The sequence below is a fragment of the Variovorax sp. PAMC26660 genome (assembly GCF_014302995.1).
Classification (GTDB): domain Bacteria; phylum Pseudomonadota; class Gammaproteobacteria; order Burkholderiales; family Burkholderiaceae_C; genus Variovorax.
This window is the reverse complement of sequence record NZ_CP060295.1, coordinates 2,971,763-2,995,782: the sequence shown is the minus strand read 5'-3', so window position 1 is coordinate 2,995,782 and position 24,020 is coordinate 2,971,763. Positions and strand designations below refer to the sequence as shown.

Genomic DNA, 24,020 nt, shown 5'->3' with positions numbered 1-24,020 from the left:
GTCGACCGCGCCAGCGTCCGCGCGCGCCATATTGCGCACGCGCGGTGCCGCCGCATCGGCCGCCGGACGCGCGGCCGTTCGCGCGCCGCCCACCATCATGTCGACGGTATCGCGCAATGCATCGAAGGCCCAGTACATGCCGGTGGTGGTGAGCACCAGGTACATCAGCAGCGCGCAGGTACCGAGCACCGAATGCAGGCCCCACAAGAAGGAACGGCCCTTGAGGGCTGTGTCGAAGGTAAACCATGCGCGCCAGTCGAGCGGCCGGCGCGGCCATCGCAGGTACAGGCCCGAGAGCGACAGCAGCAACAGGCCACCGGCCAGCACGCCGGCCGTCGTCTTGCCCTGCTCGCGCGGCAGCAGCAGCCACCGATGCAGTTCCTCGACCCACTCGAAAAAATCCGCGCCCACGAGTGGCGGGAGTGCGGCGCCCGAATACGGATCGAGGTAGACGGTCTCGCCGCGCCGCTCGCCCTTGGGTGGCGCGAAGATGACGCGGGCCGCGGCGCCCGGTGCCGCGAACACGGTGAGCGTGCCGACCTGCCGTTCGCCGAAGACTTGCCGCACGGCGCCGAGCAGTTGCGGCGGCGTGAGCATGCGCGCGGCCTGCACGGGCACTTCGCGCCCGCCCGGATTCATCGCATCGAGCAGCTCTTCATGAAACGAAAGGACCGCGCCGCTCAGGCCGATCACGACCAGCACCGTGCCGGCCGTGATGCCGATCAGCCAATGCAACTGGAACCAGATCTGGCGCAGTCCCGGGAATTTCATTTATCGCGCACCCACGGCCCAATCGATCGCCGCGTCGAACAGTTGCCGCCCCGAGGGCGCGAGGTTGGCGAAGGTGTCGTTGTCCAGGAAGAACATCACCCGGCGCGCCGGGGCGAGCGACTCGTAGTCCATCGTCGCGCCTTTCTCGTAGCCGAAGATCGCCGCCTTCTCGGGCTGGCCGTAGAGCGTGGCGATGGTGGTGGCGCCAAGGCCGGGCTTGCCCCAGCTCATGGCCGCCTGCTTGACGTAGACGTTGTTCACGCCGGCGGCGAGCCCCGCGGCCATCGGATGCGGGGCGTTCACGATCCAGAGGTAGCGCTCCTTGGGGGCTTCGCCGAAGTCGATGTCGTGCCGCTTGCCGGTCATCGCGAGGTCGTCCAGCAGGTCGTTCTCCCAGGTGAGCAAGGGCACGGGCAACTGGCGCCACGCGCCGCTCACGTCCTTGGCTGCGACGGTGGACGAGATGACGACGAGGTCCGAGCCGGTCGCCACTGCGGGGTTGGCCGACTGGTCCTGCAGCGTGACGACGTAGCCGCGCGATTCGAGGTGCTGCCGGATCTTTTCATCGACCGGCAGGTTCGGTCCGTCGCGCTGCACCAGCAGCACGACCTTGCGCCCTTTGCCTGCGGTGGCCGCAGCGGGTTCGGCCGCCTGTGCGGCATGCAGGCCGGCCAGCAGGCCGCATGCGATGAGGAAGGAGGCGGTTCGGCGTGAGATATGCATGATTGATCGTGGTGCTTTTGTTAGGGACGCTGCTGTTCAGGGCGAGTGCGAATGACACCGGGTGCTCCCCTGTGCGAATGTCCCCCGCTTCGCTCCTCCTTTATTTCGCTGCGGGGAGCACCCGGTGCCATTCGCACCTGGGCACGCTGCTGGTGATCGCCGATCAACAACCGCTCTGAGCGCTCACGTCGATACGGGGCTCTTTTTCGCGAAATAAAGGAGGAGCGAAGCGGGGGACATTCGCGAAAAAGAGCACCGTGTCGGCGTGAGCGTCGCCCTGAACAACAGCAGCGCTCAAAACGCACAACGAGACGAACGGAAAAGCAGGTTTCCATGTCAGAACTCGAAGGTGGTCAACAGCGACACCTGGCGCGCATCGCCCACCGAGATGAAGTAGGTATTGACCGCCGACGGGTAGTAGGTCTTGTCGAACAGGTTCTTCACATTGAGCTGGAACTTCACCTTGCGCCCGTACATGCGCGTGTCGTACGTGGCGAAAGCATCGACCGTGGTGTAGGCCGGCAGCTCGAAGCTGTTGGCGGAGTCGCCCGCGCGCTTGCCGACGTAGCGCGCACCCGCACCCAGGCGCAGCCGACCTTCGCCGCCGAACACCTGGCCGGCGTCGTACACGGCCGAGATCGAGGCGGTCTGGCGTGCCACGTTCCAGAGCCGGTTGCCCGCGTACAGCGGGTCCTGGGTGGTCTTCGCATCGACAAAGGCATAGCTGCCGATGGCGCTCCAGCGCTTGCCGAGCTGGCCCGCGAAGTCGATTTCGAGGCCACGCGAGCGCGCGGCGCCCGAGGTGCGCCAGTCGGTCAGCTTGGTCACGTCGTTGAACTGCGACACGAGCACGTTCTTCTTGTGGATGTCGAACAGCGCCACAGTGCCGGTGACGCCGCCCGGCATGTCGAGCTTGGCGCCGAACTCCCACGACTTGGCGGTTTCCGGCTGCACCGCCGAGTCGAGGACGAAGCCGCTCGACAGCGGCGCGATGGTCGATGCCGGCTTGAGCGACTGCGTGTAGCTGCCGTACAGCGACACGGTGTCGCTCCACTTGTAGACCAGCCCGACGCGCGGCAGCACCTTGGAACCATCGGTGTCGGTGTTGACCTTGAACGGCCGGCCGCGCCCCGCTGTCTGCGTCCACGCCTGGTAGCGCAAGGCGGCGACGGCGATCCACTTGTCGCTCAGGTGGATCGAGTCCTGGAAGAACAGCGACTGGTTGTGGAGCTTGTCGGTCTGGTCGCTGTCGCTGGCCGACACGGTGCTCGAAGGCAGCTCGAGGCCGTACATCGGGAACAGGTAGCTGAAGGTGCGCGTGGTGGCCTGGCGCAGCAGGTCGGCGCGGTAGATCTTGCGGTACTCGGCGTCCACGCCGAACTGCAGGTCGTGCCGCATGCCCGCCAGCTGGACGCTGCCGTCGACATAGGCGGTGCCGTAGCTGTCGGTGCTCAGGGCGCCGTGCGTCGCGTCGTTGCTGCGGGTGAGCGTGCCGCGCGTGGCGTTCAGGCCGTTCACGCGCAGCTGGTTGGCGTCGTAGGTCTCGCGGTTGTAGCTGAGGTTCAGGTGGCCGGCCCAGCCGCCGCCGAACTGGTGGTCGACCGAGAGCTGGCCCAGGTGGGTTTCGCCGCGCATCTCGTTGAACGGCTCATCGAGCCGCTGCGTCTTCGGAAGATTCAGCGGGCGCTGGGTGCGCGGGTCGAGCGCGGTGCCACGGTCGAAGGGCGTGACGTACTTGCGGTACTCATACCAGAGCACGGCCTGCGTGTCGTCGCCATACCAGGCGAGCGACGGCGCGACGAGGGTCTCGCGGTGCGTGCCGAAGTTGCGCCAGTAGTCTTCGTCGACGTGATCGACGATCAGCCGGTAGGCCAGCCCGTTCTCGCCGATGGGGCCGGTGGTGTCGAGCGTGGCGCCGGTGCCGGTTCGGCCGTTCGCATAGCCCGAGCCGAGCAGCGACACCGCCGTGCGCTGGCGCAGTTGCGGCTTCTTGCTGACCACGTTGATCACGCCGCCCGGGTCCATGATCCCGTACAGCAGCGACGACGGCCCCTTGAGTACTTCGACGCTCTCGGCCGCCGCGTTCATGCCGCGGCCCTGCACCAGCGGCATGCCGTTGTGCATGATCGATCCGTCGCGGTTGCCACCGAAACCGCGCTTCATGATGGTGTCCTGCGTGCTGGCCAGGGTGTTGCCCTGGTTGATGCCGCTGACGTTCGCCAGTGCATCGTCGATGTTGCGCGGACGCTGGTCGCGGATCACCTGGGCCGGCACCACATTGACCACCTGCGGAATGTCGAGCGCCGGCGCGGTGGTGCGCAGGGTCGATGCATCGGGCGTCGGCTGGTAGCGGTCGTCCGCATCGGAAGGCGCGGGCGCGGCGCGAGCCACCACGCGCACGGCGGGCAGGGTGCCGTCTGCTTCGGTATCGGCCTCGCTGTTGGATGCGGCCGCTTGCGGCGCCGGCACGGCCTTGCGCAAGGTGAACTCGCCCACACCGCCTTCCACGGCTTCGAGCCCGGTGCCGGCCAACAGGGCGGCAAAGCCCGCCTGCACCGTGTAGCTGCCCTGGATGCCACCGGAATTCAGCGTGCGGGTGCTGGCAGGGTCGAACGACAGTGCCACGCCGGCGGCGGCCGCGAAGCGCCCCAACACCGACGACAGCGGGCCCGCATCGATGCGGTAGGTCTTGGCGGGCTGGTTCTGCGCACGCGTTGCCGCAGGGCCGGCAGCGGGCTCGGCAGCCCATGCCGCGGCGGGCAGGGCCACGGCGGCGAACAGGCACAGCAGGGCCTTGTGCACGGCATGCGCAGTGGGCAAGAGAGCAAAGGGTTCACGCGCGCGATCGCGGCGTGACGGGTTCTCGGACATTCAGGTTCTCCTTCGGCACAGGGTTCGGTGTATGGCGTCTTCTCTGGTAGGCCGAACGAGATCGAAAAAGATGAAAGCCGGAACGAAAAGAATTTGGAAGAAAGCGAACGGATGCGATGCGCCCGCAAGCTCAGAGCGGGCCCAGCGTGACCCAGTAGCGCGTCATGGCGGACACACGCACCGGGAACGAGCGGGCGATCACCGCCAGCGCCTTGTCGGTGTCCTGGACCGGGAATGCGCCCGATACCCGGATGTCCTCCACCGCGGGGTCGCAGGCGAGCCGGCCGCGGCGGTAGCGCGACAGCTCGGCCACCACGTCGCCCAGCCGCCAGTCGTTCACCACGAGGCTGCCCTGCGCCCATTCGGCGGAAGCGGGATCGGCCGGCCGGGGCGCGTCGATGCGGCCACGAACGAAGTCGACCTGCTGGCCGGCGCGCAGCACGATGGCCTGACCGGACGCTTCGAAGGCGCGGATCTCGACGGCGTCTTCCAGCACGGTCACGGCCGTCCGGTCGCCATCGCGCCGAACCGTGAAGCGGGTGCCGAGCGCGACGATGCGGCCGCCTTCGGTCTCGACCACGAAAGGCCGCGTGTCCGCCTGCGCAGCGGTGCGCAGCCCTCGGTGCTTCGCGGTCTCGACCAGGATCTCGCCCTCCCGCAGCCGGACGAGCCGGCTCGAAGCGCTCATTGCCACATCGACGGATGTGCGCGTGTTCAGCAGCAGCTTCGAGCCGTCTGCCAACTCGACGGACTGCTGCTCGCCGGTGCCCGTGCGATGGTCGGCCAGCCACGAACGCCAGCCGCCTTGCACGTCGGTCGCTTGCCACGAGAGGTACGCCAGCGCACCGCCCGATGCCACGACGCCGATGCCGCGCAACACATTGCGCCGGTCGGGCCGGGCCGCGCGCAGCGTGGATGCGGCGATGGGCCCGGGTACGCGCCGCAGGGTGGCCTGGATCGATTCGAGCCGTTGCCAGGCCCGCTGGTGATCGGGGTGCTGTTGGTGCCAGCGTTGCCACGCGGCCTCGTCTGCCTCCAGTGCATCGCCCGAGCACAGGCGCGCGTACCAGGCAACCGCCTCCTTGCGCACTTCGAGTTCGGTGCGGGCTGGCGGGCGGATGTCGCGCGCGTTGGCCGCCAATTCGGGCTGCTGCGTTCTCACGGCGCCAGCAGGTAGCAGTGCTCGATCGCCTTGAGCATGTAGTTGTTGACCGTGCGCACCGTCACGCCCAGGCGCCTGGCGATCTCGGCGTAGGTGAGTCCGTCGAGCTGCGAAAGGATGAAGGCCTGCCGCACGGCCGGCTTCATGCCATCGAGCATGGCGTCGATGGCCGTGAGGGCTTCGAGCACGATGGCGCGTGCTTCGAGCGAGGGCATCTGCGGTTCGGGCAGCGCGGCCAGCGTGTCGAGGTAGGCCCGCTCGAGCGCGCGACGCCGGTGGAAGTCGACCACCAGCCCGTGGGCGATGGTCGCCAGGTACGCGCGGGGCTCGGCGGGCGCCACGGGCTCCTGCTTGCTCAGCACGCGCACGAAGGTGTCGTGTGCAAGGTCGGCGGCGTTGTGCGAGCAGCCCAGCTTCCGGCGCAGCCACGCATGCAGCCACCCGTGATGGTCGCTGTACAACGCCTTCACTTGATGCTGCAACGCGAACTCGGCGGCCGACATGGCATTCCCAGGCAGCCGGTCAAGCCGCAGTCAGAAGTTAATAAGAACCGTTCTCAATTATACAAAAGACCTCATGGCTGCGGATGGATGCCTGTTGTCTTCCCTTCAGTCCGCAGGGCGATCGCCGCGGCCTCACCTGCGCGCCGGCCCCTTCGCGGAGACAACGATCTCGGCGCTTTCGACAAAGCCCTGGATCAACCGCAGGCGCGGCGACGCACGCTGCCACAGGATGCCGAAGCGCCGCGGTTCCGACGGCAGCGGCAACTGGATCTTCGTCACGCGCTGGCCTTCCAGGAGCGGCGATGCGATGTCGGGCACCAGCGAGACGCCCAGGCCCCGGTCGACCATCATCGCGATGGCCAGCAGCGAACTGAGTTCGAAGCGCTCCTGCGGCACGATGCCCGCGGCGCGCAGATAACGGTCGGCCTGCTTGCCACCGCCGAGGTTGCGGTCGTAGCGGATGAGCGGCGACGTTCTCAGCAGCTCATGCGGATCGCGCCGCGCAAGACGGCTCGGCACCAGCAGCACCAGCGGCTCTTCGCGCAGCAACGACCAGTCGAAGGTCTTGGCGAGCACATAGGGCGGGTAGAGGCACACGGCCGCGTCGAGCTCGCCCTGCTGTACCGCCTTGTAGAGCGTGGCCGTCGTGCCCGATTGCAGGAAGACCTTGGCGCCCGGGTGCGTCTTCACGAAGCGCGCGAGGATGTCCGGCAACAGGCTGTGGATGGCCGTGTTGATGGTGCCGATGAGCAGTTCACCACCCGCCGCGTCGCTGCCCAGCAGCGCCTTGATGTCGCCCACCTCCCGCAGCAGATTGCGCGCACGCTGCACCAGCTGATGCCCCGCCTCGGTGGGTTGCACCGTGCGGCCGGCGCGCGCCAGCAACGGCGCATTGAGTTCGCGCTCCAGCGTGCGGATCTGCTGGGCCACCGCCGCCGGCGTCAGGTCGAGTCGGCGAGCGGCCTCCGACATCGAGCCCGATTCCACCACCAGGAGAAAGCTGTGCAGGTAGGTCGTTTCCATGAAGATATATTTCCTATCATCTGATCATAGAGAGCATATGTTTTTCTAATCTCATGAACTGCACACACTGCGGTGCATGAGAAGCAAACTGTTCGTTCCCGGAACGCGCCCCGAGTTGTTCGCCAAGGCATTGGGCAGCGCGGCCGATGGCATCTGCCTCGACCTGGAAGACGCGGTCTCCGAGCCGCGCAAGGACGAGGCACGCAACACCGTGCGACAACTGCTGCAAGGCAGTGAGGCCGTCGCATCGGGCAAGACGCTGATCGTTCGCGTCAACGCCATGGACACACCGCACTTCGAGCGCGACGTGGCAGCGGCGGTCCAGCCCGGCGTGCACCTGATCAACCTGCCGAAGCCGGCAAGCCCCGCGCATGTGCGCGCCGCGGTCGAAGCGATCGAGCGCGCCGAACACGCCAACGGCGTGCACGCGCCCGTCGGCCTGCTGCTGAACATCGAGACGCCCGCTGCCTTGCGCACGGCGTCGCAGCTCGCAATGGCCCATTCGCGCGTGGCAGGTTTGCAACTGGGCCTGGGCGACCTGTTCGAGCCGCTGGGCATTGCACGACGCGAGCCGGCTGCCATCCAGCAGGCGATGTTCGCGATGCGCATCGCCGCCGGCGAAGCAGGCATCTACGCCTACGACGGCGCCTTCGCCGACATCCGCGACGCCGAAGGATTCCGCGCCGAGGCCATGCTGTCGCGCAACCTCGGCTTTCTGGGAAAGACCTGCATCCATCCGAGCCAGATCGCGATCGCCAACGAGGTGTTCCGCCCGACCGACGAAGAAATCGCGCACGCATGCAAGGTGGTCGAGGCCGCCCGCGACGCCGACGCGAAAGGCGTGGGCGCCTATGTCGTGGACGGAAAAATGATCGACATCCCGTTCGTGATCCGCGCGCGCGCCATCGTCGCGAGCGCGCGCAGCCTCGGCCTGCTGCCGGGCTGAGCCTCTCGCTTCAAGAAAAAAACCAGGAGACAAGACACATGCACATTCCCTCATCCCATCGACTGCGCGCGCTCGGGCTCGCGGTGGCCACGCTCACCGCCGGCTGCCTGCCAGGCGGCAACGCCTTCGCGCAGGCCGCCTACCCCGCCAAGGCCATCACCATCGTCGTGCCCTACCCGGCGGGCGGCTCGAACGACACCTTCGCGCGCCAGGTGGCCAAGGAACTGGGAGACGAACTCAAGCAGCCGGTGATCATCGACAACCGCCCCGGCGCGAGCGGCAACACCGGCACCGCGCAGGTCGCCAAGGCCACGCCCGATGGCTACCTGCTGGTGGCGGTGTCTTCGAGCATGACGACCAACGCGGCCGTGCAGTCGAAATTGCCGTTCGATCCGGTCAAGGGATTCGCACCCGTGGCCATGTTCGCCAAGGGTCCGTTCATCGTCGCGGTCAACAACGACTTTCCGGCGAAGACGCCGGCCGAGCTGATCGCCGCCATCAAGGCCAAGCCGGGTCAATACAACTACGCGTCGTCGGGCTCCGGCAGCGTCAACCAGTTCGGCACCGAGCTGCTCAAGGCCAAGGTGGGCGACCTGCAGATCGCGCACATCCCCTACAAGGGCATGGGCCCGGCCGTGACCGACCTGATCGGCAACCAGACGCAGTTGCTGGTCTCCAGCGGCCCATCGCTGCTGCCGATGGTGCGTGCAGGCAAGCTGCGCGCCGTCGGCATCACGAGCCTGAAGGCCAGCCCGATCGCACCCGAACTCACGCCGATGTCCACTGCGGTGCCGGGCTACGAATTCGAACTCTGGTGGGGCCTGCTGGCGCCTGCCGGCACGCCGCCCGATGTGGTCGCCAAACTCAACAGCGCCGTCAACCGCATCCTGGCCAAGCCCGCCATCACTGCCAACTTCCTGCGCGAAGGCGCCATTGCCACGCCGCTCACGCCGGCGCAGTTCGGCACCGTCATCGCCGATGACGTGGCGCGATGGAAGACGCTGGCCCGGCAACAGAACATCACCGCCGACTGAAGATAGATAGAAAGAACGATCCATGAGCCTCGACGCCCCCGACGACCACACACGCCTGCCTGCGCGCAGCGGCCCGGCCGGGCCGTTGAGCGGCCTGCGCGTGCTCGATCTGAGCGCCTACATCGCGGGCCCGTACGGCTGCTCGCTGCTGGCCGACCAGGGTGCGGAAGTCATCAAGATCGAGCCACCCACCGGCGACAACCTGCGCAAGTACCCGTCGACGCTGGAAGCCGAGAGCCGCGCGTTCATCGGCGTCAACCGCAGCAAGCTCGGCGCGGTGCTCGACCTGAAGAATGCGGACGACCTCGCCGCACTGATGGCGCTGGTGCGCACGGCCGACGTGCTGGTGCACAACTTCCGGCCCAGCGTGCCGCCCCGGTTGGGCATCGCATACGACCAATTGAAGACCGTCAACCCGCGCCTGATCTATTGCAGCGTCACCGGCTACGGCGAGACCGGGCCGCTGCGCGAGAAGGCGGGCTACGACCAGGTGCTGCAGACCATGACCGGCATGTGCGTGCTGCAAGGCAAGCGCGGCGAAGCGCCCGAGATTCTCTACGGCTCGGTGGTCGACTACTACGCGGCCGCGCTGGTGGCTGCCGGCGTGGCCTCCGCGCTGTACGAGCGCGAGAAGAGCGGCCAGGGCCAGTACGTCGGCGTGTCACTGCTGCGCTCCGCACTCACGATGCAGTCGGCCCGCATGGTGTGGGCCGAGGGCGAGCCGAAGGACGTGGGGCGCGACATGCGCTCGGGCGGCATCACCGGCCTGCACCCCACCCGCGAGGGCTACCTCTACATCTCGGCCAACACGCCGCATTTCTGGCAGGCGCTGTGCGCCAAGGTCGGCTTGCCCGAACTCGCGGCCGACGAGCGCTACGACTCGGTGCGCAAGCGCGCGCAGCATTTCGCCGAGATCGTGCCGAGGCTGCGCGCCGCGCTGGCCACGCGCACCGCGCTCGAATGGGAGGCGCTGTTCGGCGAAGACGTGCCCTGCTCGGCCGCGCGCACGGTTGAGGACATGTTCGACAACGAGCAGGTGCTGGCCGAAGACATGGTGGCGACTTTCGCGCACCCCACGCTCGGCACCTACCGCGGCTTCACCCGCCCGGTGCAGTTCGGCCGCACGCCCGGCCCCGAGCCCTTTGCCGCTCCGACGTTGGGGCAGCACACCGATGCGGTGCTGGCGACGCGCAAGGCCCCATGAACATGAGCGCCGCGTATCCGCACAGCAGCGGCACGCACAAGCCCGTCAGCGTGGCGCCGGCGGGTGCCTGCGACGCGCACATGCATGTCTACGACCGCCGCTTCGCGCAGTTCGGCTCACCGGATGCCATGGTCGACGGCGCCACCGTCGACGACTACCGCCTGCTGCAGCAGCGCATCGGCACACAGCGCACGGTCGTCGTGCAGCCGCGCGTCCACGGCACCGACAACAGCGTGACACTGGCGGCCATCCAATCGCTCGGCCCGACGCAAGCGCGAGGCATCGCGGTCGTCCGGCCCGAAGTGACCGATGCCGAACTCGAACGCCTGCACGCGGGCGGCATTCGCGGCATCCGCTTCACGCTCTACACGCCCACGCATGCGGCGACCGATTTCGCCATGGTCGAGCCCCTGGCGCAACGCGTGCACGCGCTGGGCTGGCATGTGCAACTGCACTGGAGCGCCGACCAGATCGCGGCGCACGCGGCCTTGCTGTCGCGCCTGCCCTGCACCGTCGTCTTCGACCATCTCGCGCGGCTGCCGTTGCCCGATGCGCCATCGCATCCCGCGTTCGGCGTCGTCAGCCGGCTGCGCGACAACGGCCACGCGTGGATCAAGCTGTCGGGCGCCTACCTCGACTCGAAGACTGGCGCCGCAGGCGGCTATGCCGACACGACCGCTATCGCGCAGGCCTGGGTACGACAGGCACCCGAGCGCGTGGTGTGGGGCAGCGACTGGCCACACCCGACGGAGCCCGTGACCAAGCCCGACGACGCGGTGCTGTTCGACCTGCTGAGCCAGTGGGTGCCCGATGCGGCCACGCGCCACCGCGTGCTGGTCGACAACCCGGCGCGGCTCTACGACTTTTCCTGAAACCACAAAGAACGAACGAGACATCCGAATGAAGAGAAGAAGACGCGTCCTGGCATCGATCGCGGCGCTGGCCGCCTGCATGCCGCTGCTGGGCTGGGCCGCATGGCCCGACAAGCCGATCCGCATGGTGGTGCCGTACGCCGCGGGCGGCGGTGCCGACAACACCGCGCGCATCGTCGCGCAGCAGATGAGCATGGCGCTGGGCCAGCAGATCATCATCGACAACAAACCCGGCGCGGGCGGCGTGATCGGTGCCGACAATGTGGCCAAGGCGCCGGGCGATGGCTACACGGTGCTCTACGACGCGTCGGCGTTCTCGGTCAATCCGTCGCTGCGCAAGCTGCCCTTCGACGCGGCGAAGGACTTCATTCCGGTGTCGCTGGTGGCCACCGCGCCGCAGATCCTCGTGGTGCCCGCCACCGCGCCGTACAGGACGGTGGCGCAGTTCCTGGACTTCGCGCGCAAGAACCCCGGCAAGCTGAGCTTTGCCTCGGCGGGCGGCGGCACCGGCTCGCACCTTGCCGGTGAAGCGCTGAACGAGCAGGCGAAGATCAACCTGATGCATGTGCCCTACAAGGGCGGCGCGCCCGCGCTGACCGACGTGATGGGCGAGCAGGTGTCGGCCTACTTCGGCAACGCGGCATCGACCCTCGGCTACGTGCAGTCGGGCAAGCTGCGTGCGCTGGCCGTGAGTTCGGCCCGGCGCGTGCCCGCCTTGCCGGACACACCGACGCTCGCCGAGTCGGGCCTGCCGGGCTACAACGTCGTCGAATGGAACGGCGTGTTTCTTCCCAAGGGCACGCCGCCCGACATCGTGCAGAAGCTCGGCAAGGCGGTGCAGGCGGCGGTCGACGAACCCAAGGTGCGGCAGAAGCTGCTTCAGCTCGGTCTGGAACCCGCCGGCACGACGCCCGAGGCGTTCTCGAAATTCGTGCGGGAGGAAACCGGCCGGGTCAGCGCGCTGGTGCGTGCGCGCAATATCCGGGTCGATTGATTCGACGGGCCATCAGGCAGCAGCCTTGATGGCATCGGTCAGGAACTGCACGAACGCCTTCCCCGCATCCGGCAGCGACCGGCCAGCCAGCGTCTCGACCTCCAGGTGGCGCTCGTTCATCTCCCGGTCCTTCAGTGGAATGGCGACCAGCGCCTTGGTCTGAAGGCGCGTGCGCAGCGACAGCGCACCATAGAAGGCGATGCTGCCGCCACCCGCGGCCGCAAAGCTCACCAGCGCATTCGCGTGGTTGCTGGACATGGCCTGGACGTACTGCAGCCCCTGCCTGCTGCAGCTGATGTCGAACAACTGCCTGAGCGAGCTGTCTTGCAACGGCAGTCCCAGCGGATAGGCCACCACCTGCCGCAGAGACAGTTGTCGTTGCGCCGCCAGCGGATGGTTCTTCGCCATCACCGCCAGGATGGGGCTGGGATGGCGCAGCTCGATCTTGATGCCGGGCTCGGACACCGCGCTCAAGGTGATCCCCACATCCGCTTCGCCGTCACGAATCCGCCGGGATATCTCGCCGGGCGAGCAGACCTCCAGGTGAAAACGGATTCCCTGGTGCTTGTCGCGAAAGCGGGCAATCAGCGTCGGCAGGAAGTCGAAGGCAAAGCCCTCGGTGCTCGCCACGCGCACATGCCCGCTGCGCAGGCCGCGCAAGCCTGCGATGTCGCTCGCGACCCGCTCGATGTCTTGTTGCGTTCGCCTGGCATGCGCCGCCAGCAGTTCGCCAGCCGCATTGGGCACCATGCCGCGCGCGTGGCGCTCGAACAGCAGCGTGTCGAGTTCGCGCTCCAGTCGTGCCACCTGCCGGCTCACGGCCGAGGGCGCGACATTGAGCTTGAGCGCCGCGTCCTTCACCGAGCCGGCTTTCACCACCTCGAGAAAGTAGCGGACCGCGGTCTCTTGCAGGGCATGAAGTCGCATGAAATTTCTGTTGGCGGCACCGCAGGCAACGCGCCGTGTGGATTGCCATTTTGGCAATCCACAATTCTAAACATTGCGCTTGTGGCAGCCGAGTCCCGCTCCTAGGATGAGTTTTCTCAGGAGCACCCCGCATGAAGAAACTCCCCCCGTTGCTCGGCTTGGCGCTGACGTTCTGCCTTGGGCTCTCGCCGGTTTTTGCCGCTGCCTCGGAGTCCGGTTTTCCATCGCGGCCGGTCACGCTCGTGATCCCCTTTCCGCCGGGCGGCGCGACCGATGTGAACGGACGAATCATTGCCCAGCGGCTGGGCAAGGAGCTTGGCCAGCCCGTCGTCATCGAGAACCGTGCCGGCGCCGGAACGATCATCGGCGCCAGCTACGTTTCGAAGGCGACGCCGGACGGCTACACGCTGCTCGTGAGTTCGGGCACCACCTTCACCGTCAACCCCGCGATCCGCGCCAGTCTTCCGTACGACCCGGTCAAGGGCTTCGAGCCGATCGGCATTGCCGGCCGCACGGGGCTCGTCCTGCTTGCGAACAGCGCGGTGCCGGTGCAGACCGTCAGGCAGTTCGTGGACTACGTGAAGGCATCGCCCGGAAAATATTCCTACGCCTCGTTCGGCACCGGCACCACCGCGCAGTTCGCGGGCGAGACCATCCTGCACGCGGCGGGCCTGAAGATGACGCACGTTCCCTACAAGGGCAGCGCGCCGGCCATGACCGACCTGATGGGCGGGCAGGTTGCCTTCAGCATCGACACCGTGAGCGCCGCCATCCCGCAGCTCAAGAGCGGCAAGATCAAGGCCATTGCCCTCACCACGGCCAGGCGCTCCAGCCTGCTGCCCGACGTGCCCACCATGGCCGAGAGCGGCTATGCCGACATCGACATGGACACCTGGCTGATGCTGGCCGCGCCGAAGGGCCTGCCCGCCGACACCAAGGCCCGGCTCGAAAAGGCACTGGCCGCCACCATGGCCGACCCCGACACGCGGGCCAAGCTGAACGCCCAGGGCCTGGAGCCGGCCTACAGCAATGCCGCCGCGGCGAGCGAACTGATCAACAGGGAATTGCCGCTGATGCGTGCCGTCGCGGCCCGCGCCGGCATCACCGCCGACTGAACCGCGAACACGCAGACAAGACACGCATGCCCAACACCACAGAACTCGTCGAACAATCCGCCGTCGAACTGCGCCGCCTGATCGGCAGCAAGGCGATCTCGCCGGTCGAGCTGCTGCAAGCCTGCATCGCGCGCATCGAGCAGGTGAACCCCTTCGTCAACGCCGTGACCGCGACCTGCTTCGACCGCGCCAGGACCGAGGCCGAGGCTGCGGAAGCTGCCGTCATGCAGGGCGACCCGCTGGGGCTGCTGCACGGGCTGCCCCTCGGCGTGAAGGACCTCGAACCCACAGAGGGTTTGCTCACCACCTGGGGTTCGTCGATCTACCGCGACCACGTGCCGCAGGAAGACATCGAACTGGTGGCCCGACTTCGCAAGGCCGGCGCCATCGTGGCGGGCAAGACCAACGTGCCCGAGATGGGCGCGGGTGCCAACTCGCGCAACGACGTGTGGGGCGCCACCGGCAACCCTTTCGATCCGAACCTGAATGCCGGCGGCTCCTCCGGTGGTTCAGCGGCCGCCCTCGCCTGCGACATGCTGCCGGTGTGCACCGGCTCCGACACCGGCGGCTCCTTGCGCATTCCAGCGGCCATGTGCGGCGTGGTCGGCTTCCGGCCTTCGCCGGGCATCGTGCCGAGCGTGCGAAAACTGCTGGGCTGGACACCGATCTCCGTCGTCGGTCCGATGGGTCGCACCGTGGAAGACGCCTGCCTGCAGATGGCGGCATCGGCCGGCATGCATGCGGGCGATCCGTTGAGCTACCCGCTGGACCCGCTGTCGTTCCTCAAGCCGCTCGACGTCGACCTCAGCCGGCTGCGCGTGGCATGGACCGACGACTTCGGCATCTGCGCGGTGGACGACTGCATCCGCGCCACGATGCGCCGCAAGATGGATGCGATGCAGCACCTGTTCCGGCGCTGCGATGAAATCAGTCTCGACCTTGGCGAAGCACACCGCTGCTTCGACGTGCTGCGTGCCGAAGCCTTCGTGGCGGGCATGCATGCTGCCTACGAGCGCGACCCGAACAGCCTGGGGCCCAACTCTCGCGCCAACTACGAAATGGGCGCGCGGATGAGCCTGCTCGACAGCGCCTGGGCGCAGGCCGAGCAGACGCGCCTCATCAAGCGATTCCAGTCGACCTTTGCCGACTACGACCTCGTGCTCTCGCCCACCACGCCGGTGACGCCCTTTCCGTGGACGCAGCTCTATGCCGACACCATCAACGGCGAGAAGCAGGCGAACTACTACCGCTGGCTGGCACTGACCTACGTGGTCACGCTGACGACGCATCCGGCGATCTCGCTGCCGTGCGGTGTGGACCACGCGGGCATGCCCTTCGGCCTGCAGATCGTGGGCGGCTTCAGGACCGACCACCAGGTGCTGGGTGCGGCACATGCGATGGAAAAGGCGTTCGCCGGCGATGCGCAACTGCGCCGGCCGCGCCCCGACCTGTCGACCCTGCGCCCGGCCGAGCCTTCGCTCACGTCGATCGTGAAGACGCCGCCGGTCTGGTCTGGCGGCGTGTCGGGTGCCGCCGCCGTCTCGGCGGTCTGACGATCAGGGCAGCAGTTCGAACTTGAGGTCGGCCAGCGGCGTGACCTTCTCTTCGCGCACCATCTTGTATTCGGTGTTCGGGCCGAGCCACTTCGCCCAGAGCCTGTCGAGCTCGCCCGATTTCTCCAGCGCATAGAGCGCCGTGTTCACCTTTGCCAGCAGCACCGGCTCGTCCTTCTTCATGCCGATGCCGACGGGCTGCAGCACCATCGGCTCCTTGATCATCTTCAGCGCCACGCCATCGGTCTTCGACTGATTGACCAGCTTGGTGATGGTCATGGTGTTGGCCACCATGCCGACCGACTTGTTCTGCTGCACCGCCATGAAGGCCGAGCCCGTGTCCTGGAAGGTCACCGGCTCCGAGCCGTTCATCTTGATCGACATTTCCGACGTCGAGCCCTTGGTCGAGCTCAGGCGCTTGCCCTTGAAGTCGGCCTTGGCGGTGCCGGGGTCGGACGCCTTCACCGCCAGCATTTCCTTGGCCACGTAGTACGGGTCGCTGAACTGGATCTGCTCGCCGCGGCTCTTGGTGTAGGCCAGGTTGGCAATGGTCACGTCGACGCGGCCGAGCTTCACTTCGGGCACGCGCGCCTCCACCGACAGCGGCGTGACCTTGGCAGTCAGGCCCAGTTCCTTGGCCAACGCATGGCACAGGTCGACGTCGTGACCCACCATCTCGCGCGTCTTCGGATCGGGTGCCGCGAACGGCGGCACATCCGCGAAGGTCCCGCAGCGCAGTTCCTTGCGCTGGCTGATGTCGCTCCACTGGTCGGCATGCGCCACGAAAGACATGGCGCAAAGACAGGCGCCGATGGCGCCGAGACGGAAAGCGGTTCTGTTCGACATGGGGAACTCCTGGAGGAATGCGAGGAAGAAAAAACGAAGACTCAGTGCGCGCGCAAGTCCGACAGGAAGCGCTGCGCGCGCGGATGCTGCGGGCTGCTGAAAAAGGTCTCGGGGTCGGCCTTTTCGAGAATGCGGCCCGCGTCCATGAACCAGACGCGGTCGGCCACCTCGCGGGCGAAGTTCATTTCGTGCGTGACGCACATCATGGTCATGCCGTCGTTGGCCAGGCTGCGCATCACCGACAGCACCTCGCCCACCATCTCGGGGTCGAGCGCGCTGGTGGGCTCGTCGAACAGCATTGCCGGCGGCTCCATGGCGAGCGCGCGGGCAATTGCCACGCGCTGCTGCTGGCCGCCCGACAACTGGGCCGGGTACGCGCCGGCCTTGTTCGACAGGCCCACACGCTCGAGCAGCTGCGCCGCCCTTGCCTTTGCCTCGGCCCGCTTCACGCCCAGCACGCGCATGGGCGACAGCATGATGTTCTCCAGCACCGACAGATGCGGAAACAGGTTGAAGCTCTGGAACACGAAGCCGATGCGGCTGCGCAGCTTGTTGAGCGCCACGCTGCTCATGCGCGCGTGGATGTCGTGGCCGTCGAACAGCAGTTGCCCCGACTTCACTTCCTCCAGCCGGTTGACGGTGCGGATCAGCGTGGACTTGCCGGAGCCCGAAGGCCCGCAGACCACCACGACCTCGCCCTTCTTCACTTCGGCGTTGACGTCGGCAAGCGCCTGGTAATCGCCGTACCACTTGTTGATGTTGGAGAACAGGATCATGGTGTCATCCCCTGCGGGGTGTGGAACGGGGTTCATGGATCTGTCTCCTGGTCTTGTTGTCGATGGCCGTCTGGCGCGGCCTCACCGGTTCACCACCACCGGAGGCGGCGGCAGCGAAACGCCGGCTTCGGGCGTCTTCACGGAAGTCGCGCCGAGCCGCTTGTGGGCGATGCGCCGCTCCAGCCACTGCGCGAGCTGCGTCAGGCTGAAGCAGACGACGTAGTAGGTCATCGCCAGGATGAAGAACACCTGGAACGGCTTGGTCAGCAGCTGGTTGTTGATCTGGTTGGCCGCGAAGGTGAGTTCCTGCACGTTGATGACGTAGCCCAGCGTGGTCTCCTTGATGGTGGAGATGAACTGGCTCAGCATGCTGGGCAGCATGTTGTAGAGCGCCTGCGGCAGGATCACGAACCACATCGTGCCCAGGTGGCTGTGGCCGAGCGCGCGTGCCGCCTCGGTCTGGCCCTTGGGCAGTGCCTGGATGCCGGCCCGCACCACTTCCGACAGGTAGGCGCCTTCGTAGATCACCAGCGTGCACAGCATGGTGGTGAAGCCCGACACGTCGCGCCCGATGAGGATGGGCACCAGGAAGTAGACCCACAGGATCACCATCAGCAGCGGCACGCCGCGCACCACGTACACCAGCACGGTGGCCGGCCAGCGCAGCAGGCGCCAGGGCGACAGCCGCGCGAGCGCCAGCAGCACCGACAGCGGAAACGCCAGCACGATGCCCAGTACCGACAGGATCAGCGTGGCGACGATGCCGCCGAGCGGCCCGCTGGGGTACTGGCCGACGAGCAGCAGCAGCCAGTTGTCGCGAAGGATTTCGTAGATGCTGTACATGGCTGGCTTACCTCGCCCCGACGATGCGATAGCGCCGCGACAGCCAGCCGCCCACGGCCATGATGAGCAGCGAGCACACGAGATACAGCACCGTTGCCACGCTGTAGGCCTCGAAGGTGCGAAAGCTCTGGCTCTCGATCTCCTTCACCGCATGCGTCAGCTCCGCCACGCCAATGGCCATGGCCAGGCTGCTGTTCTTGAAGAGCGACACGCTGTGGTTGACCAGCGCGGGCACCGCGTTGCGAATCGCCTGCGGCAGCATCACGTGGCGCATCGAGCCGATGTAGCCATGGCCCAGGGCGCGCGCGGCCTCGGCCTGCCCGGCCGGAATCGAGCGCAGGCCCGAGCGCATGTCTTCGCTGAAGTAGGCGGCCTGGCAAAGGCCGAGCGCGACGATCGAAAGGAGGGTCTCGGCGTTGTGCACCGACAGCCAGCCCTGCAGCGCATCGGGCAGCAGGCTGAAGATGCCGAAGTACCAGAGCATGAGTTGCACCAGCGTCGGCACGTTGCGGTGGTAAGAGACATAGCCAGCCACCACCCGGCCGGCCACGCGGTTGGGCGTGAGCCGCACGACCAGCAGCACGACGGCCATGGCCATCGCCAGCAGCCAGGAACCGGCCGCGATCTTCAGCGTTTCCAGCAGGCCGTGCAGCAGCATCGCACCGAACTCCGGCTTCAGCAGGATCGCCAGCAGGTCGAAGTCCTTCATGCGCTGTTCCTTGGCGTGGCGTGGGGAGCCGTCAGGCCTGCGGCGCTTCGGGGCGTGCGGTCGAGAGGCCGCCGGGCACCTGCAGCGTGGGCGTGATTTCCATGTGGCCCACGTTGACCGCGATGGGCGCCGCGATGGCAAAGGCAATCGCGTTCGCGATGTCCTCGGCCCGCGGCAGCTCGTAGCCTTCGACGAAGCGCTTGTGGGTCTCTTCGGAGTCGCCGTGCACGTGCGCAAAGATGTCGGTGGCCACGCGGCCGGGGCAGATTTCGGTGACGCGCACGCGCTTGCCGAAGACGTCGATGCGCAGCTGGCGCGACAGCATGCTCACGGCCGCCTTGGTCGCGTGGTAGGTGCTGTTGCCGCCGAAGTTGTACGCCGCGGCAATGGAACTGATGTTGACCACATGGCCCCGGTCGCGCGCGGCCATGCCGGGCACCACGAGCCGGCACAGGTGCAGCACGGCGCGCAGGTTCACGTCCACCAGCAGGTCGATGCCCTCGGCATCGGCCTTGAGGATGGAGCCAGGCCGGTCCACGCCGGCGTTGTTGACCAGCACGTCGAATTCGATCTCTTGCGTGAGGCGGGTGATGCCCGCGAGGTCGCTCACGTCGATGGCGTGCGGAATGCAGCCGGTGCGCGCGGCCAGTTCGGCCAGCTTGTCGGCGCTGCGCGCCAATGCATGGACCTTCAGGCCTTCCTTGCACAGGCGCTCGACAACGGCGGCGCCGATGCCCGAGGAGGCCCCCGTCACCAGCGCGGTCTTGTAGTCGGAAAACGGCATGTTGATTTCTTTCGTTGAAACGGCAGATCGACTGCCTGGAATTCACTGTATCGAGCGCCTGTTCGCGGCGCCAAGACCGTTTGACTGTGGAGCGATAAGCCGCCCTTATGTCGCCCGGGATCGGTGCATATGACCAAGGGTAAGCACCATGTTCATGCCCGGTATGGCGAGCCTCGGACCCGTCAGCCCGACTGCCTGGAAATGGGCACCACCCGCCCCACCTTCTCGACCACGCCACGCACGGCGCGGGCCAGGTCCACGGCGCCGGGCGTGTCGCCGTGCAGCAAGATCGAATGCACGCGCATCGGAATCTTCCTGCCGGTGTAGCTCGTGACCGTGCCCTCTTGCAGCAACTGGTGCACGCGCGCCAGCACCGTATCGCGGTCGTGGATCACCGAATCGGGCAGCTTGCGCGGCACGAGCAGGCCGTCGTCGTCGCAGGCGCGGTCGGCCAGGAAGGTAGTGCGCACGCGCAGGCCGCAGCGCGCGGCCGCATCCTCGATGGCGCGGCTGGCGGAAGAACTGACGATGAGCGAGGGATCGAAGTCCGCCACGGCGCGCACCAGTGGCTCGGCGAGCGCGGCGTCGGCCGCGGCCATGTTGCCGAGCGCGCCATGAAAACTCATGTGCGTCATGCGATGGCCGGCGGTGCGCGCCATGCCTTCCAGCGCGCTCAGCTGATAGAGCACATAGGCCACCAGCTCCTTCGGCTCGATCTGCATCGGCCGGCGGCCGAACCCGAGAAGGTCGGGAAAGCCCACATGCGCGCCCACGTCGACGCCACGGGCGCGTGCCATGCGCACGGTGCGGTCCATGATGACCGGATCGCCCGCATGGAAACCGCAGGCCACGTTGGCGGAAGAAACGATGTCCAGCAACGCCTCGTCCTCGCCCATGCGCCAGGGGCCGAAGCCTTCGCCCAGGTCCGCGTTGAGATCGATGTCCATGGGATGTCCTTGCGTGTCAGAGGGGATGCTGTTCGATCAGCGGCGTGCCGTAGCCGACAGGAAGGCCGTGGGCCACGCACATCGCGGCGATCTCGCCGGCATCGGCCGTGGTCACCGGCAGCAGCAGCGGGCCGATCTGCAGCAGGCCGACGGTTTGCCCGGTGAGCACGTTCTCCCCGATGCGAACCAGCGGCGCGCCTGCCAAGGGATGGCTGTGCAGGAATACGCCGATCGAGGGGGCGCGTACCGACACCGTCTCGGCCTCGGTCACCTCGACGGGCAGTTCCACGATGTCGTTGCCTCGCCGCCCGAGGCGCAGCGTGCCTTGCGGCGTGTGCAGTTCGAGCAGGCCGATGTCGGTATCGGCCAGCCACGCGGCGAATTGGCTGGCTTGCAGCGCAACGCTCTGCATGTCAGCGCCTTGCCACGGGCGCGCCGCGGTGCAGTTCCACCATGCGCGCTGCCTTGTCGAGCCAGGCGCGCACTTCGTCGAGCGCGGCCAATGCTGCGTCCCACGTGGTTTCGATGAAGCGCATGCGGCTGCCGATGGGTGCCTGGCCGAGCCGCCACATGTCGGCCTCGATCACGGTGCCGAACTTGGGATAGCCGCCCGAGGGCTGGGCATCGCGCATCTGGATGATCGGCTGCCCGCTGTGCGGCACCTGGATCACGCCCGGCACGATGCCGTGCGAACGCAGTTCCATCGGCGCGATGGGGCGCAGCGCTTCGCCTTCGAGGCGGTAGCCGTAGCGGTCGCTCTGCGCGGTGATCTTCCATTCGCTCGACCAGAAGGCAGCACGCGATGCGGGCTCGAACCCCATGTACTCCGCCGCCGGCAGCACGCGCACAGCGGCCACGCCATCTCGCTGCAACGGCAACACAAGCGCGGGCGGCACGAGGCCGAAGCCGGTCTTGCACGCCGTGCCCGCGCCAGCGGCGCGCAGCAGGTCGCCGCGGCGCAACGCGCGACCTTCATGACCGCCGAAGGCGCCGCGCAACTGGGTGCTGCGCGAGCCCAGCACTTCGGGCACATCGACACCGCCGGCCAGGCACAGCATGGCGCGGCTGCCGCGCTGCGCGCCGCCTTGCGGCAAGCCCAGTGTGAGCACCTGCCCGGCCCGCGCCTGGTGCACCCACCAGGGCAGCAGCGGCTGGTCGTCCAGCCGGGCCGCGCAATCGGCGCCGGTCAGCGCGAAGGCGCAGTCTTCGTCGAAACGCACCTTGAAGGGAAACACCGGCACTTCGATGGCGGCCGCGCCGAGCGCGTTGCCCAGCAGCAGGTTGCCGGCCGCGAGCGACAGGTTGTCCATGGCACCCGAGGTGCCGACACCCCAGCGCAGGCTGCCGGTGCGCCCCAGGTCCTGCACGGTGGCCAGCGCGGCCGAAGAAAGCACTTCGATCATCGGACGATGCCCTCCACGCGAAAACGGATCATGTCGCCCGGCTGCAGCATCGCGGGCGGGTCCTGCGCCGGATCGAAGAAGGACATCGCGGTGCTGCCGATGGTGTTCCAGCCGCTGGGCCCGGCCGAGGCCGACACGCCGGTCTGCGCGCCGCCGATGGACACCGCGCCGCCCGGAATGCTCAGCACCGGCACCTTGCGGCGCGGCGTGGCGATGCGCGCGTCCATGCCGCCCAGGTAGCAATAGCCGGGGTGGCTGCCGAGCGCATACACCGGGTAGAGCGGTGCGCTGTGCAACTCGACGATCTGTTCGACGCTCAGGCCGGTGTGCGCCACCACGTCGGCCATGTGCGGGCCGCCCTCGCCGCCGTAGACCACGGGGAGCTCGACCACGCGGCCTTCGCGCGGCACAGCGACGGCCGCGTCCCATGCATCTCGCAGGCGCTCCTGCAGGGCCTCGAGCGCGTCGAGGCCGCGCGGCGGGTGCAGGAAGGTCAGCATCAGGTTGTTCATGCCCGGCACGGCTTCGCGCATCTCGGGCCAGGCCTGGGTCTCGCGCGCCAGCGCCCAGATGCGCTGCTGCGAGACGAGGTTCATCTCGCCGGGTGCCTCGAAGAGCAGCGCGGTCGTGCCCAGGAGGCTGATCGATGGTCGGGATGCAATCACGCAGCGCTCCTTTGCTGCAGCCAGCGTTCGAGGTGATGGATGTCCACGCCGCCGACGGCAAAGCCTTCGTCACGCAGCAGTTCGCGGTGCAGGGGCACGTTGGTCGCGATGCCTTCGACGCGCATCTCGGCGAGCGCCAGGCGCATGCGGTCGAGCGCATCGGTGCGGGTGCTGCCGTGCACGATCAGCTTGGCGATCATGGAGTCGTAGTAAGGCGGCACGCGATAGCCGGCATTGGCATGTGAATCGACGCGCACGCCGAAGCCGCCCGGCACTTGCCAGCCGGTGATGCGTCCGGGCGCGGGCGCGAAGGTGTCCGGGTTCTCGGCGTTGATGCGGCACTCGATCGCATGTCCCTGGCAGCGCACCTCGCGCTGCGTCAGCGCAAGACGTTCGCCGCGCGCCATGCGCAACTGCTGCTGCACGATGTCGATGCCGGTGGTCATCTCGGTCACCGGATGCTCGACCTGCAGGCGGGTGTTCATCTCGATGAAATAGAAGGCGCCCTTCTCATAGAGGAACTCGAAGGTGCCGACACCGCAGTAGCCGATCTGCCGACAGGCGGCCGCGCAACGCTCGCCCACTTCGGCCATCAGTGCGTCGTCGATGCCGGGCGCGGGTGCTTCCTCGATCACCTTCTGGTGGCGGCGCTGCAGCGAACAATCGCGGCTGCCCAGCCACACCGCGTTGCCGTGGCTGTCGGCCAGCACCTGGATCTCGACATGGCGCGGATGCAGCAAGAATTTCTCGATGTATACCTCGGGGTTGCCGAAGGCCTGGCGCGCTTCCTCGCGCGTCAGCGCCATCGCGTCCAGCAATGCCGCTTCGTCGCGCACCACGCGCATGCCGCGCCCGCCGCCGCCGCCGGCGGCCTTGACGATCACGGGGTAGCCGATCTCGCGCGCAATGGCCTGGATGGCGGCCGGGTCTTGCGGCAGCCCTTCGTCAGGCCCCGGCACGCAGGGCACGCCGGCCTTGCGCATCGCGCGCTTGGCCGAGACCTTGTCGCCCATGGTGCGGATGCAGGCGGCGCTGGGGCCGATGAAGACAAGGCCGGCCTGTTCGACGCGCGCGGCAAAGCCCGCGTTCTCCGACAGGAAGCCGTAGCCCGGATGAATGGCCTGCGCGCCGCTGACTTCGGCAGCGAACAGGATCGCAGACTGGTTCAGGTAGCTCTGCCCCGGCGCCGACGGCCCGATGCACAGCGACTGGTCGGCCTGCGCGACGTAGCTCGCCTCGCGGTCGGCCTCGGAATGCACGGCCACGGTCTTGAGGCCCAGGCCGCGGCAGGCCCGCAGGATGCGCAGCGCGATTTCGCCGCGGTTGGCAATGAGGACGGTATCGAACAT

23 protein-coding genes and 1 pseudogene are annotated in these 24,020 nt (G+C 67.6%); 7 read left to right on the top strand and 17 right to left on the bottom strand.

What is annotated here, in order from left to right; genetic code table 11:
- Positions 1-21 precede the first annotated feature (21 nt).
- The 6 genes and pseudogenes from H7F35_RS34770 to H7F35_RS14375 all read right to left on the bottom strand — a co-directional run.
- Positions 22-771 (bottom strand): annotated as a pseudogene (locus H7F35_RS34770) (PepSY-associated TM helix domain-containing protein); the annotation flags it as partial.
- Entirely contained in the window at positions 772-1,494 is a 723-nt protein-coding gene (locus H7F35_RS14395) for a hypothetical protein (RefSeq protein ID WP_187113506.1), read from the bottom strand.
- A 336-nt stretch (positions 1,495-1,830) separates the two neighbouring features.
- Positions 1,831-4,365: a TonB-dependent siderophore receptor gene (locus H7F35_RS14390; RefSeq protein WP_187113505.1), complete on the bottom strand. Its 2,535-nt coding sequence runs from the start codon at positions 4,363-4,365 to the stop codon at positions 1,831-1,833.
- A gap of 130 nt (positions 4,366-4,495) precedes the next feature.
- A complete protein-coding gene (locus H7F35_RS14385) occupies positions 4,496-5,527 on the bottom strand; it encodes a FecR domain-containing protein (RefSeq protein ID WP_222622026.1) in 1,032 nt (343 codons plus the stop codon).
- The gene (locus H7F35_RS14380) at positions 5,524-6,030 is read right to left on the bottom strand and encodes a sigma-70 family RNA polymerase sigma factor (RefSeq protein WP_187113504.1); all 507 of its coding nucleotides are present in this window, start codon (positions 6,028-6,030) and stop codon (positions 5,524-5,526) included. The genes H7F35_RS14385 and H7F35_RS14380 overlap by 4 nt, the downstream gene beginning before the upstream one ends.
- A 132-nt stretch (positions 6,031-6,162) precedes the next feature.
- Positions 6,163-7,053, bottom strand: a complete 891-nt coding sequence (locus H7F35_RS14375; RefSeq protein ID WP_187113503.1) for a LysR family transcriptional regulator — start codon at positions 7,051-7,053, stop codon at positions 6,163-6,165.
- Positions 7,054-7,129: 76 nt separating this feature from the next.
- Between H7F35_RS14375 and H7F35_RS14370 the strand changes: the two genes are divergently transcribed.
- From H7F35_RS14370 to H7F35_RS14350, 5 genes are read left to right on the top strand one after another with little or no spacing between them, the layout of a single operon-like run.
- The gene (locus tag H7F35_RS14370; protein WP_187113502.1) at positions 7,130-7,999 is read left to right on the top strand and encodes an HpcH/HpaI aldolase/citrate lyase family protein; all 870 of its coding nucleotides are present in this window, start codon (positions 7,130-7,132) and stop codon (positions 7,997-7,999) included.
- 38 nt (positions 8,000-8,037) lie between these two features.
- Positions 8,038-9,033: a tripartite tricarboxylate transporter substrate binding protein gene (locus tag H7F35_RS14365; RefSeq protein ID WP_187113501.1), complete on the top strand. Its 996-nt coding sequence runs from the start codon at positions 8,038-8,040 to the stop codon at positions 9,031-9,033.
- Positions 9,034-9,055: 22 nt separating this feature from the next.
- Positions 9,056-10,237, top strand: coding sequence for a CaiB/BaiF CoA transferase family protein (locus tag H7F35_RS14360; protein ID WP_187113500.1), 1,182 nt, complete (start codon positions 9,056-9,058; stop codon positions 10,235-10,237).
- Positions 10,234-11,109, top strand: a complete 876-nt coding sequence (locus tag H7F35_RS14355) for an amidohydrolase family protein (RefSeq protein WP_410010778.1) — start codon at positions 10,234-10,236, stop codon at positions 11,107-11,109. Before H7F35_RS14360 ends, H7F35_RS14355 begins: the two co-directional genes overlap by 4 nt.
- Positions 11,110-11,137: 28 nt before the next feature.
- Complete coding sequence (locus H7F35_RS14350) at positions 11,138-12,103, top strand: Bug family tripartite tricarboxylate transporter substrate binding protein (RefSeq protein ID WP_187113499.1); 966 nt, start codon at positions 11,138-11,140, stop codon at positions 12,101-12,103.
- Positions 12,104-12,115: 12 nt separating this feature from the next.
- On the opposite strand, the gene H7F35_RS14345 is transcribed toward H7F35_RS14350, so the two are convergent.
- Positions 12,116-13,030, bottom strand: a complete 915-nt coding sequence (locus H7F35_RS14345) for a LysR family transcriptional regulator (protein WP_187113498.1) — start codon at positions 13,028-13,030, stop codon at positions 12,116-12,118.
- 131 nt (positions 13,031-13,161) lie between these two features.
- Here H7F35_RS14345 and H7F35_RS14340 point away from each other — a divergent pair, with 131 nt between their 5' ends.
- Positions 13,162-14,145: a Bug family tripartite tricarboxylate transporter substrate binding protein gene (locus tag H7F35_RS14340; RefSeq protein ID WP_187113497.1), complete on the top strand. Its 984-nt coding sequence runs from the start codon at positions 13,162-13,164 to the stop codon at positions 14,143-14,145.
- Positions 14,146-14,171: 26 nt separating this feature from the next.
- The gene (locus H7F35_RS14335; RefSeq protein WP_187113496.1) at positions 14,172-15,698 is read left to right on the top strand and encodes an amidase; all 1,527 of its coding nucleotides are present in this window, start codon (positions 14,172-14,174) and stop codon (positions 15,696-15,698) included.
- Between the two features lie 3 nt (positions 15,699-15,701).
- Here H7F35_RS14335 and H7F35_RS14330 read toward each other — a convergent pair whose 3' ends face one another.
- The 10 genes from H7F35_RS14330 to accC all read right to left on the bottom strand — a co-directional run bounded on the left by H7F35_RS14330 (position 15,702) and on the right by accC (position 24,020).
- Positions 15,702-16,544, bottom strand: coding sequence for an ABC transporter substrate-binding protein (locus H7F35_RS14330; RefSeq protein WP_222622025.1), 843 nt, complete (start codon positions 16,542-16,544; stop codon positions 15,702-15,704).
- A 41-nt stretch (positions 16,545-16,585) separates the two neighbouring features.
- Positions 16,586-17,320, bottom strand: coding sequence for an amino acid ABC transporter ATP-binding protein (locus H7F35_RS14325; protein ID WP_187114273.1), 735 nt, complete (start codon positions 17,318-17,320; stop codon positions 16,586-16,588).
- 81 nt (positions 17,321-17,401) lie between these two features.
- The gene (locus H7F35_RS14320) at positions 17,402-18,163 is read right to left on the bottom strand and encodes an amino acid ABC transporter permease (protein WP_187113495.1); all 762 of its coding nucleotides are present in this window, start codon (positions 18,161-18,163) and stop codon (positions 17,402-17,404) included.
- A gap of 7 nt (positions 18,164-18,170) precedes the next feature.
- Entirely contained in the window at positions 18,171-18,872 is a 702-nt protein-coding gene (locus H7F35_RS14315) for an amino acid ABC transporter permease (RefSeq protein WP_187113494.1), read from the bottom strand.
- 31 nt (positions 18,873-18,903) lie between these two features.
- A complete protein-coding gene (locus H7F35_RS14310) occupies positions 18,904-19,656 on the bottom strand; it encodes an SDR family oxidoreductase (protein ID WP_187113493.1) in 753 nt (250 codons plus the stop codon).
- 182 nt (positions 19,657-19,838) lie between these two features.
- Positions 19,839-20,603: a LamB/YcsF family protein gene (locus tag H7F35_RS14305; protein ID WP_187113492.1), complete on the bottom strand. Its 765-nt coding sequence runs from the start codon at positions 20,601-20,603 to the stop codon at positions 19,839-19,841.
- 16 nt (positions 20,604-20,619) lie between these two features.
- Positions 20,620-21,015, bottom strand: a complete 396-nt coding sequence (locus tag H7F35_RS14300) for an acetyl-CoA carboxylase biotin carboxyl carrier protein (protein WP_187113491.1) — start codon at positions 21,013-21,015, stop codon at positions 20,620-20,622.
- Position 21,016: 1 nt separating this feature from the next.
- On the bottom strand, positions 21,017-22,006 hold the full coding sequence (locus H7F35_RS14295) for a biotin-dependent carboxyltransferase family protein (RefSeq protein WP_187113490.1): 990 nt from the start codon (positions 22,004-22,006) through the stop codon (positions 21,017-21,019).
- Positions 22,003-22,671: a 5-oxoprolinase subunit PxpB gene (gene pxpB, locus H7F35_RS14290; protein WP_187113489.1), complete on the bottom strand. Its 669-nt coding sequence runs from the start codon at positions 22,669-22,671 to the stop codon at positions 22,003-22,005. Before pxpB ends, H7F35_RS14295 begins: the two co-directional genes overlap by 4 nt.
- A complete protein-coding gene (gene accC, locus H7F35_RS14285; protein WP_187113488.1) occupies positions 22,668-24,020 on the bottom strand; it encodes an acetyl-CoA carboxylase biotin carboxylase subunit in 1,353 nt (450 codons plus the stop codon). The genes pxpB and accC overlap by 4 nt, the downstream gene beginning before the upstream one ends.

Excerpts from the sequence above, each read along its gene's own strand:
- H7F35_RS14395 (WP_187113506.1), bottom strand. The coding sequence starts at position 1,494 with ATGCATATCTCACGCCGAACCGCCTCCTTCCTCATCGCATGCGGCCTG.
- H7F35_RS14390 (WP_187113505.1), bottom strand. The coding sequence starts at position 4,365 with ATGTCCGAGAACCCGTCACGCCGCGATCGCGCGCGTGAACCCTTTGCT.
- H7F35_RS14380 (WP_187113504.1), bottom strand. The coding sequence starts at position 6,030 with ATGTCGGCCGCCGAGTTCGCGTTGCAGCATCAAGTGAAGGCGTTGTAC.
- H7F35_RS14375 (WP_187113503.1), bottom strand. The coding sequence starts at position 7,053 with ATGGAAACGACCTACCTGCACAGCTTTCTCCTGGTGGTGGAATCGGGC.
- H7F35_RS14370 (WP_187113502.1), top strand. The coding sequence starts at position 7,130 with ATGAGAAGCAAACTGTTCGTTCCCGGAACGCGCCCCGAGTTGTTCGCC.
- H7F35_RS14365 (WP_187113501.1), top strand. The coding sequence starts at position 8,038 with ATGCACATTCCCTCATCCCATCGACTGCGCGCGCTCGGGCTCGCGGTG.
- H7F35_RS14360 (WP_187113500.1), top strand. The coding sequence starts at position 9,056 with ATGAGCCTCGACGCCCCCGACGACCACACACGCCTGCCTGCGCGCAGC.
- H7F35_RS14355 (WP_410010778.1), top strand. The coding sequence starts at position 10,234 with ATGAACATGAGCGCCGCGTATCCGCACAGCAGCGGCACGCACAAGCCC.
- H7F35_RS14350 (WP_187113499.1), top strand. The coding sequence starts at position 11,138 with ATGAAGAGAAGAAGACGCGTCCTGGCATCGATCGCGGCGCTGGCCGCC.
- H7F35_RS14345 (WP_187113498.1), bottom strand. The coding sequence starts at position 13,030 with ATGCGACTTCATGCCCTGCAAGAGACCGCGGTCCGCTACTTTCTCGAG.
- H7F35_RS14340 (WP_187113497.1), top strand. The coding sequence starts at position 13,162 with ATGAAGAAACTCCCCCCGTTGCTCGGCTTGGCGCTGACGTTCTGCCTT.
- H7F35_RS14335 (WP_187113496.1), top strand. The coding sequence starts at position 14,172 with ATGCCCAACACCACAGAACTCGTCGAACAATCCGCCGTCGAACTGCGC.
- H7F35_RS14330 (WP_222622025.1), bottom strand. The coding sequence starts at position 16,544 with ATGTCGAACAGAACCGCTTTCCGTCTCGGCGCCATCGGCGCCTGTCTT.
- H7F35_RS14325 (WP_187114273.1), bottom strand. The coding sequence starts at position 17,320 with ATGATCCTGTTCTCCAACATCAACAAGTGGTACGGCGATTACCAGGCG.
- H7F35_RS14320 (WP_187113495.1), bottom strand. The coding sequence starts at position 18,163 with ATGTACAGCATCTACGAAATCCTTCGCGACAACTGGCTGCTGCTGCTC.
- H7F35_RS14315 (WP_187113494.1), bottom strand. The coding sequence starts at position 18,872 with ATGAAGGACTTCGACCTGCTGGCGATCCTGCTGAAGCCGGAGTTCGGT.
- H7F35_RS14310 (WP_187113493.1), bottom strand. The coding sequence starts at position 19,656 with ATGCCGTTTTCCGACTACAAGACCGCGCTGGTGACGGGGGCCTCCTCG.
- H7F35_RS14305 (WP_187113492.1), bottom strand. The coding sequence starts at position 20,603 with ATGGACATCGATCTCAACGCGGACCTGGGCGAAGGCTTCGGCCCCTGG.
- H7F35_RS14300 (WP_187113491.1), bottom strand. The coding sequence starts at position 21,015 with ATGCAGAGCGTTGCGCTGCAAGCCAGCCAATTCGCCGCGTGGCTGGCC.
- H7F35_RS14295 (WP_187113490.1), bottom strand. The coding sequence starts at position 22,006 with ATGATCGAAGTGCTTTCTTCGGCCGCGCTGGCCACCGTGCAGGACCTG.
- accC (WP_187113488.1), bottom strand. The coding sequence starts at position 24,020 with ATGTTCGATACCGTCCTCATTGCCAACCGCGGCGAAATCGCGCTGCGC.